Source organism: Dermacoccus sp. GAS27A, assembly GCF_044909235.1.
In the GTDB taxonomy this organism is placed as follows: domain Bacteria; phylum Actinomycetota; class Actinomycetes; order Actinomycetales; family Dermatophilaceae; genus Dermacoccus; species Dermacoccus nishinomiyaensis.
On the sequence record NZ_JBIYDW010000006.1, the window covers coordinates 87631 to 101132 of the forward strand.

Consider the following 13502-nt stretch of genomic DNA (forward strand, 5'->3'; position numbering starts at 1 on the left):
AGCACGGGGGCAGGTGCTCAGGGTCGAGACGCCACGATGCGCGCCCGGTCGTAGGACGATGCCGCGGGCGAGCCCAACGCAGGATGGCGACGAACTCACAGGGAAGCAGCGTATGACGTGCCTCCCTGTGAGTCAGTCGCCATCCGGCTGGGCGCCGCGAGATCTGCGAGCCGGCCCAGCGTCGGTGCAGGGAGGTGGCTTACCCTGGCGCCCATGAGCATGACGTCGGGGGTGGAGGGCAGCGTCCGCATCGATGCCTGGTTGTGGGCTGTCCGGTTGTACAAGACCCGCTCGGCGGCGACGACCGCGTGTCGCGCCGGGCACGTCCGCATGAACGGTGCGACCGTCAAGCCGTCGACGAGCGTGACGGTGGGCGCCGATCTGCGCGTGCGGCAGCAGGGCTTCGACCGCATCGTGCATGTCACGGGCCTGGTCAAGAAGCGCGTCGGGGCGCCCGTCGCGGCGCAGTGCTACGTCGAGTCGACGCCGCCGCGCCAGCGCGAGATCATCCCGCAGATCCCGGTGCGTGACCGCGGCGCTGGGCGTCCGACGAAGAAAGACCGCCGTGAGATGGAGCGCCTGCGTCACGGGGGAGCGCGGTGAGCGATCAGGGTGCGCAGGCCGACGGTGATCAGTGCGCCGGAGAGCATGCCGGCAGCTCACCTGCGTCGACCACGGTGAACGCGGTCGATGATCGAGAGAAGGGCGGCGGGCGGAGGGCCGTCGAGGATCGGTCGGGAAGCAAGTCGAAACGCTGGGTTAGCAGGCCCGCAGGCCGCGTTCGTCGCGTGCTCGGTGTCGTCATCGCGCTCGCGTGCCTGCTCACTGCCGCGCTGTGCGCTCTCATGTGGTGCGACGTGCTCATCGGCAACGTCGTGCCCGTTCTGCAGGCGCTCACGCCGGTCTGGGTGCTGATCGCCGCGGTGATGCTCGTCGCGGCGGTGCTCGTACGCCGGCGCGCGGCGCTCCTCGCGGCGCTTCCCATGCTCGTCGCCGCAACGGCGGCAGGCGTGGCACTCGCGCAGCATCCGAGCCCGCCGTCGTCGGTGCAGCATGCTGCCGGCCAGCGGCACCTGCGTGTCCTCGCGCTCAACCTCGAGTTCGGAGGCGCTGACGCACGCGCCGTCGCCGCTGAGGTCGCCCGGGTGCGCCCGGACGTCGTCGTCATGCCCGAGACAACGGCCGTGAAGCTGCGCCTGCTCGACGGCGCGGGTCTGGGTGGGCGGTTGCCGTACCGCGCCTCGGGGCTCGTCGACGACGGCTCACGCGGCACGGCCGTCCTGTCCCGCTACCCGCTGCACACGCTTGACGACGGCCGCCACCTCGGCCCCTACGACCTGCAGATGCCGATCGTGACGGTCGCAGCACCCGGCGCCGATGTCACCGTGCACGGCGTGCACACCTACCCGCCGCTGCAGGACGGCGCGAACCAGTGGCGCCCGCAGCTCGAGGCGCTGGGACGCTGGCAACGCGGCGAGAACGCGCCGCACCTCGTCATGGCGGGCGATTTCAACGCCTCGGCGGCGCACCCGGCGTTCCGGCATCTCGCGGATGGACTCATCGACGCCTTTCCCGCCCGGCATGGCAACTGGCCGCCGACGTGGCCGCAGGACGCCGTCGTGCCGCCGTTCGCCCAGATCGACCACATCCTCACGCGCGGTTTCGTGCCCGTCGACGCGGGCACCTTCACCGTCCCCGGCACCGATCATGCCGGCGTGTGGAGCGACCTGCGCTACTGACGGAACACCCCCTGACGAACGTCGCTCGGAAACGCGTCGTGGCTGACGCGTTTGAGGGCGATGTTCGAGGACTCGTGAGCCCGGCGGGCCTCACATGCTCTTGCGGCGGCGCGAGCTCCACCAGGCGATGGTCGTGCCGACCACGAAGATGGCGATCAGCGCGGCCGCGGCGATGAGCCAGTGGTCGGTGTCCCGCACCCAGAACGGATCCCACGAGCGGGAACGGCCGGGGATCGTCATGCTCGTCTTGACGTCGGCGGTCTGGGCACCCATGGCCAGGCCCCAGCGGCTCGGGAAGATGCTGCCGAGGCCGCGCATGAGCTGGCTGTCGAGATCGAACAGCCCACCCGAGAAGACCAGCGCGCCCATGATGACGATGACGAGCATCGGCATGACCTGCTCGTTCGTCTTCGCGAAGCTCGACAACGCGAGGCCGATCGCGACAGCCGCGAGCCCCGTCAGGAAAGCGAGGACGAACGTCTCGAGCGTCGTGTTGGCGAGCGCGACGGGGGCGGTCGGCGCGCCCTTGCCCGCGATGACGAGCAGGACGAGGATGGCGCACTGCACCGCGACGAGCAGCCCGTACGTGACGACCTTGCTGCCGATGTAGGCGAAGGGTGACAGTCCGACGGCCTTCTCCCGCAAGAAGATCGGGCGCTCGGCGACGAGTTCGCGGATGGTGGCGGCCAACCCCATGAAGACCGATCCCATGACGATGAGCGTCATGATCTGGGTTCCTTCAGCCCGCAGCGTCACCTTGCCGGGGTCGCCCCCGTTGGCGATGAGTTCCTGCTCGAAGAAGACCGTCTTCAGCCCGTGCGTGCCCGGTACGAGCATCGCCAGGCCCGCGAGGGCGATGGGGAGCAGCAGCATGAAGGCGACGAAGCCGCGGTCGGCCGCGATGACCCTGAACTGGCGTCGGATGAGCGTCGACAGCTGACGAAAGATCGACTGCTGACGCGGTGGCACGTCCCGCTGCGACGACGCGGACGGGCGCGGCGCGCTCAGGGGAGCGGACACCTGGCTGTCCATCATCGCCGAGGAGCGGAACACGTCCTGCGAGCGCTGCGGGTCGTCGGTGACGGTGTTGAACACATCGGCGTGATCGCTCGCCGAGAAGTAGGGCAGCATCTCGTCGGGCGGGCCGAAGTAGGCGACCCGTCCGCCCGGTGCGAGCATGAGCACCCGGTCGCACACGCCGAGGCTCGCGACGTTGTGCGTGATGACGACGACGGTGCGGCCGCCGTCGGCGAGGCCGCGCAGCGTCAGCATGACGCGCTTGTCGAGGCCCGGGTCGAGGCCGGAGGTCGGTTCGTCGAGGAAGAGCAGCGACGGGCGCGTCAGCAGCTCGAGGGCAACGGATGTGCGTTTGCGTTGGCCACCGGACAGGCGTGAGACCTGGGTGGTGGCGTGCTCCGTCAGCCCCAGTTCGTCGATGACCTCCTCGACGCGGGCCTCGCGCGACTCACGATCGAGGTCGGCGGGGAAGCGCAGCTCGGCCGCGTACCGCAGGGCCTGACGGACCGTCAGCTCGGGGTGGACGACGTCGTCCTGCGGGACGACGCCGATACGGTGGCGCAGATCCTCGTAGTTGTCGTAGAGGTCTCGTCCGTCGTAGTAGACCTCGCCCTCGGTAGCCTTCTGGGCACCGATGAGGGCCTTGAGCAGCGTCGACTTGCCCGCACCCGAGGGGCCGATGACGGCGACGAGGCTCGATCCTTCGAGGCCGAAACTGACGTCGTCGAGCAGCTTCTTGCCGTCGGGCAGCGAGAACGACAGGTGGTTGGCGACGAAGGTGACGTCACCTTCGTCCTCGCTCGCGACGAGACGCCCGTTCTTCAACGTGAATCGGGTGTGACCGACGGCGAGCAGGTCGTCCTCGCGCAAGGTGCCGCGGGTGATGCGCGCACCGTTGATGTAGGTGCCGTTGCTGCTGCCGAGATCCTCGACGGCGAAGCTGTCGCCCTGCGGCACAAGGCGGGCGTGACGCCGGCTCGCGAGCAGGTCGCGCACGACGATCTCGTTCTCGGTGCCGCGACCGATGGTGATGGTGCCCGACGGCAGGGCCATGGCCTGCGGGACGGCGCCCTGGACGGTCATGCGGCCGGTGGGTTCGGGCTCGAGCTGCCCGGTCCATCCCTGGAACACGTCGCCGCTCGCACGTCGCTCGGCGGGGGCCTGCGGGGGGCGGGGCAGCCGGATCGGGCCGGTCTTCAGGCTCGAACCGGTCGTGGCGTCGGGCGTGGGCGCAGCGCTCGAAGCGCCGCTGCTGCGACGCGGCATCGGCACGGAGATCGAGGTTGCCTCGGGCGGGGCCTGTGACGGGCTCGCGCCGTTCGGGTCGACACTGCGAGCGACCTGCTCACCTGCTGGGGTGGAGCTTCGCGAGAACTCGACTCGCGTCCCACGGGGCCCGCCGAGTCGGACGTCCTCACCACCGCGCAGATCGCGGTAACCGTGCACGCGCTGGCCGTCGACCCAGGTGCCGTTCGAGCTGTCGAGGTCACGCACCTGCCACCCCCCGCCCTGCGCGCTCACCTGAGCGTGGCGTCGCGAGACGTCGACGTCGACGATCGTGATGTCGCAGTCGCGGCCGCGGCCGATCGTCACGCTCTCACCTGGTTGCAACCGCACGACGTGCCCGTCGACCTGCACCGTCAGTTCTTGTATTCCCACGCTTCCCTCCCGGAGCGTTCCAGCGCCCACGGGCGCTGCTGTGGTCGATGTCCAGGTTGGATCGCGGCCGGGCCGGACGGGTGTTCGCGGCTCAGACCGAGACGAGCCAGCCGTCGCGCACCTCGAAGGTGGAGGCGCCGATGCCGATGCGGTCGCCTTCGTGCAGCAATGTCTGCTCGACGCGGCGCCCGTTGACGAACGTGCCGTTGCGCGACCCGAGATCGCGCAGCAGTAGACCCTCATCCTCCGCCGTGATGACGACGTGTCGGCGCGAGACGAGCATGTCGTCGAGCACGATGCTGTTGCTGCGGCTGCGGCCGATCGTCAGCGAGTCCTCCGGCAGATCGTCGTTCTGGCCGACGACCTGAGGCGGGGCCGACTCGTACCCGCTCGAGGAGTACCCGTTCGACGGGGGAGCCGACGCATAGCCCCCAGACGGAGGTGCGGACGGGTAACCACCCGACGGAGGTGCCGACGGGTAGCCGTTCGACGGGCTCGCCGCCTGCGCGTCGGCTGCCGGCGCGTGCAAGGCTCCGACAGGTGAGGCGCCACCGCGGGGTGCCTGGTCGGCGTCGCCGTCGGCCTGGTCGTGGCGCGGCGACTCGGATGCACCGTCAGCGGGGTCGGAGCCCACCGCGTGAGGCGCCGAGGGCGCCGCGTGCTGACCTGCATCGCCGGGCGCAGGCCGCCCGGCGGGCTGCTGTTCGCCTGCCCACCCCACGGGCGTGGCGGCGGGCTGGGCGTCGTTCCACGGGTTGCCGAGCTGCCCGGGAGCGGCCGGGCCGACGCCCTGCTCGTCGGCCGAGCTCGCGTCCATCTGTCGCGCATCCCTCTGCGGCGGCGCGGCCGGGGCATCGCCCGACGAACGGCCACCGGTGGCCGGAGCGTCAGCCTGCGCGGCGGGCGCGTCGAGCTGGGCATCCGGTCGCGGCCCGGCCCACGCCGGCTGCGCGGTGCCCGTGGCGGGCGCGTTCCACTGGATGGGGTACGGCTCGCGGCCTCGTTCGCTCATCGTCCACTCCGTTCGCGGCGCGGGGCGCCGTCCCGTCCTACGTCGATCCGTCGTTGTCATCCGGGTGTCGGCCCGCCGATGTCGGTGGTCGGGCGCGCCCGTGTCATGGGGCAGCCTACCGGCCGCGACACACCCATGGGTGGGCGTCGGGAATGAGTAAGCTGGGGGCAGCGTCCAAGCGTGATCGGGCCAGGCGACACGCACGCGAGATCTGCGAGGAATCCATGGGTATTGCACACAAGAGCGCCACGCGCCACCGCGTCGTCATCATCGGCTCCGGCTTCGGCGGTCTGTTCGCCGCGACCCAGTTCAAGGACGAGGACGTCGACGTCGTCCTCATCTCCTCGACGACGCATCACCTGTTCCAGCCGCTGCTGTACCAGGTTGCGACCGGCATCCTCAGCGAGGGCGTCATCGCCCCGAGCACGCGCGAGGTGCTCAAGAAGGTCAAGAACGTCGAGGTCTTCCTGGGCACGGTCAGCGACATCGACGTCGAGAACAAGCGCGTCTTCGCGCAACTGCTCGACTCGACCCAGACGTACGACTACGACTCGCTCATCGTCGCGGCCGGCGCGGGGCAGTCGTACTTCGGCAACGACCACTTCGCCGAGTTCGCGCCCGGCATGAAGAGCATCGACGACGCGCTCGAGCTGCGAGGTCGCATCTTCGGTGCCTTCGAGACAGCGGAACTGGCCGCGGCCGCCGGTGAGTGGGACGACGTGCGCACGCTGCTGACTTTCGTCGTCGTCGGGGCCGGCCCGACGGGCGTCGAGATGGCCGGGCAGATCAGCGAACTCGCCAACCGCACCCTCGCCGAGGACTTCCGCCACATCAACCCCAAGGACGCGCGCATCGTCCTCGTCGATGCGGCGCCGCAGGTGCTGCCGCCGTTCGGCAAGAACCTCGGCGAGAAGGCGAAGAAGCAGCTCGAGAGCATGGGCGTCGAGGTGCTGCTCGGGCAGATGGTGACGAATGTCGACGCCACGGGCATCGAGATGAAGACGCAGGACGGCACCGTCACCCGCATCGACTCCGCGTGCAAGGTGTGGGCCGCAGGCGTCGCCGCGAGCCCGCTCGGCAAGCTGCTCGGTGACAAGACGGGCGCCGAGGTCGACCGCGCCGGGCGCGTCGCCGTGCAGCCCGACCTGACGTTGCCCGGCCACCCGGAGATCTATGTCGTCGGCGACATGATGAGCCTCGACAAGCTGCCCGGCGTCGCGCAGGTGGCGATCCAGGGCGGCAGGTTCGCGGCCAAGTCGATCCTCGCTCGCGTCAAGGGTGAGCCGGCCCCGGCGAAGTTCAAATACTTCGACAAGGGCTCGATGGCGACGATCTCCCGTTTTTCGGCCGTGACGAAGGTGGGCCGCCTCGAGACGGAGGGGTTCATCGCCTGGCTCATGTGGCTCGGCGTGCACCTCGTCTACATCATCGGCTTCAAGTCGCGCCTGTCGACGATGCTGAGCTGGGCCGTCGCGTTCGCGAGCGACAGCCGCGACGAGCGCACCGCCACGGAGCAGCAGGTCCACGCGCGTCTCGCGATCGCCGAACTCGGGGAGAAGTACCACCCGAGCGTCGAGGTGCCCGGCCTGCTCGAGCTGTCGAAGGGCAGCGCGCAGCTCGAAGCCGCTGAAGGTGCGGACGCGCCGGCGCTCGAGAAGCAGTCTGAGACGCCGAAGGCCTGATTCCGGTCGCACGAATCCGTGCGATGCGCGACGGCGCCCCGCTCACGCCAGCGGGGCGCCGTCGTCGTCAGTCGCCCGGGATGAGGGACGGCGCGGGGGAGTCGTCGCCGAGACGAGCGAGCACCTCGTCGTGGAGCAGGCCGTTCGTCGAGACGCCGTTGCCGCTCCAGCAGCCGGGGCGTCCGTCGAGGCCGGTGAAGCGGCCGCCTGCCTCGGTGACGATGGGTACGAGCGCCGCCATGTCGTAGTCCTCGAGCTCCGGTTCGGGCGCGATGTCGACGCTTCCCTGCGCGACGAGCATGTGCGAGAAGAAGTCGCCGTAGGCGCGTGAACGCCAGCATTCCTTCGACAGGCGGAACAGGTCCATGTCCTTGCCACGTTCGGCCCAGCCGTTGAACGAGGAATAGCTGAGAGAGGCGTCCGCCAGCGTGTCGACCTTCGAGACGCTGATCGACGTCGCGCTCGTGAGGCTGCGTCCGGTCCACGCGCCGGTGCCCTGCGCGGCCCACCAGCGGCGGTGCAGTGCGGGTGCGGCGACGAGACCGACGACGGGCGTGCCCGCGTCGACGAGAGCGATGAGGGTCGCCCAGACGGGCACACCGCGCACGTAGTTCTTCGTCCCGTCGATGGGGTCGATGATCCACAGCCGATCGGCTTTGCCGCTCGTGCCGAATTCCTCACCCTTGATGGCGTCGCGCGGGCGCGAGCGCTTGAGGTTCTCGCGGATGACGCGTTCGGCCTCGCGGTCGGCCTCCGTCACGGGGGTGAGGTCGGGTTTCGACTCGACCTGCAGGTCGGCGGCGCCGAAGCGCGACATCGTGATCTCCTCGACCGAGTCGGCGAGGACGTGGGCCAGGCGCAGGTCGTCGTGGTACGGGCTGGGGTCGCGCAGGGTGTCGCTCATTGCGCCCACGCTACCGGCTCGCCGGCACCGCGAGCACGCGGTGGCGGGGTAGGCGAGTGAGCGCTCACTCGCCTGCAGCGCGGTCGGCTTCAGCGTCGTTCGAGGTGCTCGTCCTTGTCAGGCACGTGGCGCGAGCGCAGCAGACGACGCAACGACGCCAGGCGCGCCGGGCCCGTCGTGCCGGCGTGACCCGCGGCGACGTAGGCGTCGAGCGCGCAGTCGGCCTCGTCGTGCGAGCAGCCGCGTGGGCATTCGGCAGTGCCTGGGGCGAGCTCGGGGAAGTGGTCGACGATCGTCGTCGGGTCGATGTGTGCGAGGCCGAACGAGCGAATGCCGGGGGTGTCGATGATCCAGCCGCCCTCCGGCCCGGGAAGTTCGAGGGCGATCGCCGACGTCGAGGTGTGACGCCCGCGTCCCGTCACGTCGTTGACGTGGCCGGTCGTGCGCGCGGCATCCGGAACGAGGGCGTTGACGAGTGTCGACTTGCCGACGCCGGAGTGCCCGACGAGGACGCTGACACGCCCGGCGAGGCGGGCGCGCAGGTCGTCGAGACCGTCGAGGTCACGGGCGACACGACCACCGGACGCGATCAGCTCGTCCCGTTGGGCGTCGCTCAGCTCGTGCGCCGACGTGACGCTGTGCGGCACGTCGAGGTCGGCGTAGTTCGCGAGGAACGGCGCCGGGTCGTCGAGGTCGGCCTTCGTCAGCGCGAGCAGCGGGTCGAGCCCCGCGTCGTAGGCGGCGACGAGGCAGCGGTCGATGAGGCCGGTCCGCGGCTCGGGGTTCGCGACCGCCGTCACCATGACGAGCTGGTCGGCGTTCGCGACGATGACGCGCTCGTACGGGTCGGTGTCGTCGGCGGTGCGGCGCAGCACGCTCGAGCGTTCCTCGACGCGCACGATGCGCGCGAGCGAGCCCTCGTGACCGCTCGTGTCGCCGACGAGCGCAACACGGTCACCGACGACGATGGGCGTGCGCGTCAGCTCGCGGGCGCGCATCGCCGTGATCTGCCGTCCGTCGAGCAGGACCGACCAGCGGCCGCGGTCGACACCCGTCACCATGCCGATGACGGCGTCGGCGTGCTTGGGGCGATCCTTCGTGCGGGGCCGAGATCCCTTGCGGTTGGGGCGCACGCGCACGTCGGACTCACTCCAGTTGCGACTCGCCATCTCAGACCGTCCGCTGCAGCGCCGGCTCGTGCGCCGCACTCGTGCCGTCGAGCAGCGCCTCCCACCGCCGGTCGAAGTGCGGCAGCGTCTTGGCGGTCGTGCCGACGTTCTCGACGACGATGCCGTCGACGACGAGCCCGACGACCGCAGCCGCCATCGCCATGCGGTGATCGTCGTACGTGTGGAACAGCCCGCCGTGCAGCACTTCTCGCGGCACCGGGGTGATGACGAGACCGTCCTCGGTCTCGTGCACCTGCGCCCCGATCGCCGTGAACTCGCGCGAGAGCGCCGCGAGTCGATCGGTCTCGTGGCCGCGGATGTGGGCGACGCCGCGGATGCGGCTGCCACCGTCGGCGAGCGCGCACAGGGCGACGACGACGGGCGTCAGCTCGGACGCTTCGGTGAGGTCGACGTCGATGCCCCGCAGACGACCGCTTTCGGGGCCGCGCACACGCAGACCGTCACGATCGAGCGTCACCTTGCAGCCCATGCGCTCGAGAACGCTACGGATGTGATCGCCCGGCTGCGTCGTGAACGTCGGCCAGTCGGCCATGAACACCTCGCCACCCGTGACGGCGGCCGCCGCGAGGAAGGGGGCAGCGTTCGACAGGTCGGGCTCGACCATGACGTCGAGCGCGCGGATGTCGCTGGGTTCGACGCTCCACGCGTAGCTGCCGCGCCCGTCGGCGTCGACGTCGTCACCGACCTCGATGACGACGCCCGCGTCACGCAGCACCTCGACCGTCATGTCGATGTGGGGGATGCTCGGCAGCGTTGCGCCGGTGTGGACGATCGTCACGCCCTCGTCGAAGCGCGCGCCGGAGAGCAGTAGTGCGGAGACGAACTGCGAACTCGTCGAGGCGTCGACCTCGACGCGCCCGCCCTTGACGGCTCCGGTGCCGTGGACGGTGAACGGCAGTGCGCGGCGGCCGTCGTCGTCGATGCGGACGCCGAGGTCGGCGAGGGCCTGCAGGACAGGACCCATGGGGCGATTGCGGGCGTGCTCGTCGCCGTCGAAGGCGACCGGCCCGTCCGCGAGGGCGGCGACCGGCGGGAGGAAGCGCATGACGGTGCCGGCGAGGCCGCAGTCGACCTGTGCGGGGCCCCGAAAGGGTGCAGGAGTGACGTGCCAGTCGTCGCCCTCGGGGGAGTCTCCGGGCACGTCCTCGACCTGGACGCCCATCGCGCGCAGTGCTTGCGCCATGAGGAGGGTGTCGCGCGAGCGCAACGGCGCCCGCAGGAGAGAGTCGTCGTCGGCGAGGGCGGCGAGGACGAGGTAGCGGTTCGTCAGGGATTTCGAGCCGGGGACGCTGAACGCGCCGACGACCGGCCGGTCCGCGCGAGGCGCGGGCCAGTCGGTCGTCGGGTTCGCGGAAGCGGCGCTCGTCGCGGCGGGGGTCGTCATGTCGGAGTTCTTCATGTCGAGGCCCGCTGCGCGAGCGCTCGTACTGCCGGAGGTCATGAGGGCAGCTTGCTCCCGGCGACGGCGGCCATGAGCTTGGCCTCGCGACGAGCCGTCTTCGCGGCGCGTTTGGCCTCACGGCGCGTGACGTCGACGCCGTGCGAGGTACGCCAGGCGAGGCCCGGCTTGCCCGCGGTGTCGGCGGCGGCGAGCAGCACGCCACCGACGATGGCGGCAGTGCGGAAGAAGTTGGACTGCTTGCGTGCCTTCACCTCCGGGTCCTTCTCGGCCCAGAACGCCTCGTGCATGTAGGCGTTCGCGCCGACCGTCGGGGCGAGCAGAGCCGCGGACAGGCGCGGGAGCTTGCCGAGCGCGAGGGCGGTGCCGGCGGCACCCATGAGCGCGCCCTGGCCCTTGACGATCATCTCGGGGTCGTTCGGCACCTTGCTGCCGCTCTCGCGGCTGACGAACTCGACGAACGGCGCGGCCTCGGCGGCCTGCGACTTCGTGTTGGTGAACGCCTTGGCCGCCTCGTTGAGGAAGTAGCTGGCGAGCGCGGTACGCGCGATGCGACGGATCATGATTCCTCCTCCTGTGAAGGTCGGCGTCGATCGTCGACGCCTTGGCCTCCCACGTTAGTCGGCGCCACCGACAACATGCGAGCACCGAGGGCAACAGACCGCGCGATCCTGGGCAGCGGCCGGTCCCTCCACCCTGCAGGCGAACCGAAGATGTCGTTTACGAGAAACGCATGCATGAGGATCAGGTCACCGATGCGATGATCGAGTCCATGGTTGCCGAGGCTGAAGCCGGCTACGCCGTCGAGCCGTTGAAGCGTCGAGGACGCGGTCGGCCCGGACGGGGAGCCAGGCCGGTGCTGGTCGTCGCGGTCAGGCTGACGTCCGACGAGCTCGCTGCGCTCGATCGTGTCGTCGAACGCGAGCACCTCTCCCGTTCAGAGGCGATTCGCCGGGCACTGAACAACTACGCCGCGTGAAGCTGCACCCCAGCGCGTTCAAGCACGGGCTCGGTGAGGACGACATCGCGCAGGCCGCGTCATGGCCCCAGGGGGAGTACCCGCGCCGCCGCCGCGGATCGTCGACGACGCTGACGAGACGGGGGCACGCCCCAGCGGTCTAGGCTTTCTCGCATGTGCGGCAGATACGCAGCCAGTGCGAGCACGGGTGAGCTGGTCGAGGAGTTCGAGGTCGACGTCGACGCCACGGGCGAGCAGACGCGGTCGCTGCTCGCGTCGCCGCAGAACCCGCCAGTCGGTGAGCCCGACTACAACATGGCGCCGACGAAGCAGGCGCCCGTCGTCCTGACCCGTCCCGAGCGGCTCGACGACGGCTCGCGCGGCGAGGCGAAACGTCAGCTGCGTCACCTCACGTGGGGGCTCGTGCCCTCGTGGTCGAAGGACACCAAGGGTGGCGTGCGCATGATCAACGCGCGCGCTGAGACGTTGCTCGAGAAACCGTCGTTCGCGAAGGCCGCCCGCGCGCGTCGCTGCCTCGTGCCCGCGTCGGGTTGGTACGAGTGGCAGCTGTCACCGACGGCGCTCGACGCCAAGGGCAAACCGCGCAAGCAGCCGTTCTACATGCGCCGCGTCGACGGCACGGACGTCGCATTCGCCGGCCTCTACGAGTTTTGGTGCGATCGTTCGCTGCCCGACGGCGACCCGGCCGCGTGGCTGACGACGTTCGCCATCATCACGACGAGCGCGGGGCAGGGCCTCGACCGCATCCACGATCGCCAGCCCCTCGCGCTCGAACGCGAGCAATGGGCCGAGTGGCTCGACCCGACGCTGACCGACGACGCCGACGTCGCGACGTTCCTCACGCCCGGCGATTCGAGCCCCTTCGAGGCCTACCCCGTCTCACGCGCGGTGAGTTCGAATCGGACGAACGGCCCAGGCCTCATCGAACCCGCGCCGGAATCCGACCTCGTGGGCGTCGTCGACCCCGCGACCGGCGAGATCATCGGGGCCGAGAAGTGACCGCCGAACCACGTCCCTCCCGGTCTGTCGCGCCGGAACGAGCGCACCGCGTCCTCCACATCGAGACGGACGCCGGGCCGGCGCGCGCCTATGTCATCGATCCCGCCGGTGGTCCTGCGAACACCGAGGTGGAGAACTCCGAGTCCTCGAGCGCCGAGACATCGAGCACCCAAACATCGAGCACCGAGTCGGCGAACGCTGAGACCGCGGCGGTCATGACGACCGCCAAACGCCAGCCCGTCGGAACCCTCGTCCTCGGACACGGCGCAGGCAAGGGCACGAACACGCCCGATCTGTGGGGCCTGCTCGACCTCGCCGATGACGGGTGGCGTGTCGTCCTCGTCGACCAGCCCTGGGTGCTCGCGGGCCGCAAGATCGCCACGCCGCCGAAGACCCTCGACGCGGGTTGGCGCGCTGTCGTCACCCACCTGCGCGACGCGGGCGAGATCACCGGACGCTTCGTGCAGGGTGGTCGTTCCGCCGGTGCCCGCGTGGCGTGCCGCACCGCCGTCGAACTGGGCGCCGACGCCGTCGTCGCGCTCGCCTTTCCGCTCACGCCGCCGGGCAAGGCGGACGACCCGTCGAAATGGCGCACGGACGAGGCGCTGGCCGCGCTCGACGCGGGCGCCCCGCTGCTCGTCGTGCAAGGCGCCACGGACACCTTCGGCGGGCCCGAGGCGATCCGCGCCGCGCTGCCCGGCGCGGACGTCGCCGCCGTCGCGGGACCGCACGGGTTCAGCAAGGATCCGAAAGACGTCGTCGACACCGTCCGCACCTGGCTCGGGGCCGGCACGCGGCGGCATGCAGCTGCCACGAGGAACGCCGACGGGGAATAGCGCAGCCCACTCACCGTGTTGACGACGGCGAAACAGAAGCCCGTGAGGGCCTTCGAACGTCGAAAGTGAGCACGATGCTGGTAGCA

The 13502-nt window shown here is 70.5% G+C and carries 13 protein-coding genes; 7 read left to right on the forward strand and 6 right to left on the reverse strand.

What is annotated here, in order from left to right; translation table 11 throughout:
- The first annotated feature begins 213 nt into the window (after window positions 1-213).
- Window positions 214-603, forward strand: a complete 390-nt coding sequence (locus tag ABH936_RS07915) for an RNA-binding S4 domain-containing protein (RefSeq protein ID WP_144708223.1) — start codon at window positions 214-216, stop codon at window positions 601-603.
- A gap of 185 nt (window positions 604-788) precedes the next feature.
- Window positions 789-1739, forward strand: a complete 951-nt coding sequence (locus ABH936_RS07920; RefSeq protein WP_404602974.1) for an endonuclease/exonuclease/phosphatase family protein — start codon at window positions 789-791, stop codon at window positions 1737-1739.
- Between the two features lie 90 nt (window positions 1740-1829).
- Here the strand turns inward: ABH936_RS07920 and ABH936_RS07925 are convergent, their stop codons facing one another.
- Both ABH936_RS07925 and ABH936_RS07930 read right to left on the reverse strand, forming a co-directional pair.
- Complete coding sequence (locus tag ABH936_RS07925; RefSeq protein WP_404602975.1) at window positions 1830-4415, reverse strand: FHA domain-containing protein; 2586 nt, start codon at window positions 4413-4415, stop codon at window positions 1830-1832.
- 91 nt (window positions 4416-4506) lie between these two features.
- A complete protein-coding gene (locus ABH936_RS07930; RefSeq protein WP_165584525.1) occupies window positions 4507-5427 on the reverse strand; it encodes an FHA domain-containing protein in 921 nt (306 codons plus the stop codon).
- A 224-nt stretch (window positions 5428-5651) separates the two neighbouring features.
- On the opposite strand from ABH936_RS07930, the gene ABH936_RS07935 reads away from it, so the two are divergent.
- Window positions 5652-7109: an NAD(P)/FAD-dependent oxidoreductase gene (locus ABH936_RS07935; RefSeq protein ID WP_165584524.1), complete on the forward strand. Its 1458-nt coding sequence runs from the start codon at window positions 5652-5654 to the stop codon at window positions 7107-7109.
- 67 nt (window positions 7110-7176) lie between these two features.
- Here the strand turns inward: ABH936_RS07935 and hisN are convergent, their stop codons facing one another.
- The 4 genes from hisN to ABH936_RS07955 all read right to left on the reverse strand — a co-directional run bounded on the left by hisN (window position 7177) and on the right by ABH936_RS07955 (window position 11165).
- Window positions 7177-8013 (reverse strand): histidinol-phosphatase, encoded by an 837-nt coding sequence (gene hisN, locus ABH936_RS07940; protein WP_165584523.1) that lies wholly within the window; start codon window positions 8011-8013, stop codon window positions 7177-7179.
- 89 nt (window positions 8014-8102) lie between these two features.
- The gene (gene rsgA, locus ABH936_RS07945) at window positions 8103-9182 is read right to left on the reverse strand and encodes a ribosome small subunit-dependent GTPase A (protein WP_165584522.1); all 1080 of its coding nucleotides are present in this window, start codon (window positions 9180-9182) and stop codon (window positions 8103-8105) included.
- A gap of 1 nt (window position 9183) precedes the next feature.
- The gene (gene aroA, locus ABH936_RS07950; RefSeq protein WP_404602976.1) at window positions 9184-10644 is read right to left on the reverse strand and encodes a 3-phosphoshikimate 1-carboxyvinyltransferase; all 1461 of its coding nucleotides are present in this window, start codon (window positions 10642-10644) and stop codon (window positions 9184-9186) included.
- On the reverse strand, window positions 10641-11165 hold the full coding sequence (locus ABH936_RS07955; protein ID WP_006945882.1) for a hypothetical protein: 525 nt from the start codon (window positions 11163-11165) through the stop codon (window positions 10641-10643). The genes aroA and ABH936_RS07955 overlap by 4 nt, the downstream gene beginning before the upstream one ends.
- 170 nt (window positions 11166-11335) lie before the next feature.
- On the opposite strand from ABH936_RS07955, the gene ABH936_RS07960 reads away from it, so the two are divergent.
- From ABH936_RS07960 to ABH936_RS07975, 4 genes are read left to right on the forward strand one after another with little or no spacing between them, the layout of a single operon-like run.
- A complete protein-coding gene (locus tag ABH936_RS07960; RefSeq protein WP_006945986.1) occupies window positions 11336-11581 on the forward strand; it encodes a ribbon-helix-helix protein, CopG family in 246 nt (81 codons plus the stop codon).
- A complete protein-coding gene (locus ABH936_RS07965) occupies window positions 11578-11724 on the forward strand; it encodes a hypothetical protein (RefSeq protein ID WP_172462939.1) in 147 nt (48 codons plus the stop codon). Before ABH936_RS07960 ends, ABH936_RS07965 begins: the two co-directional genes overlap by 4 nt.
- 10 nt (window positions 11725-11734) lie before the next feature.
- Window positions 11735-12580 carry an SOS response-associated peptidase gene (locus ABH936_RS07970; protein ID WP_006945914.1) on the forward strand — a complete coding sequence of 282 codons (846 nt, stop codon included), beginning with the start codon at window positions 11735-11737 and terminating at the stop codon, window positions 12578-12580.
- The gene (locus tag ABH936_RS07975; RefSeq protein WP_404602977.1) at window positions 12577-13416 is read left to right on the forward strand and encodes an alpha/beta family hydrolase; all 840 of its coding nucleotides are present in this window, start codon (window positions 12577-12579) and stop codon (window positions 13414-13416) included. The genes ABH936_RS07970 and ABH936_RS07975 overlap by 4 nt, the downstream gene beginning before the upstream one ends.
- The last annotated feature ends 86 nt before the right edge of the window (window positions 13417-13502 follow it).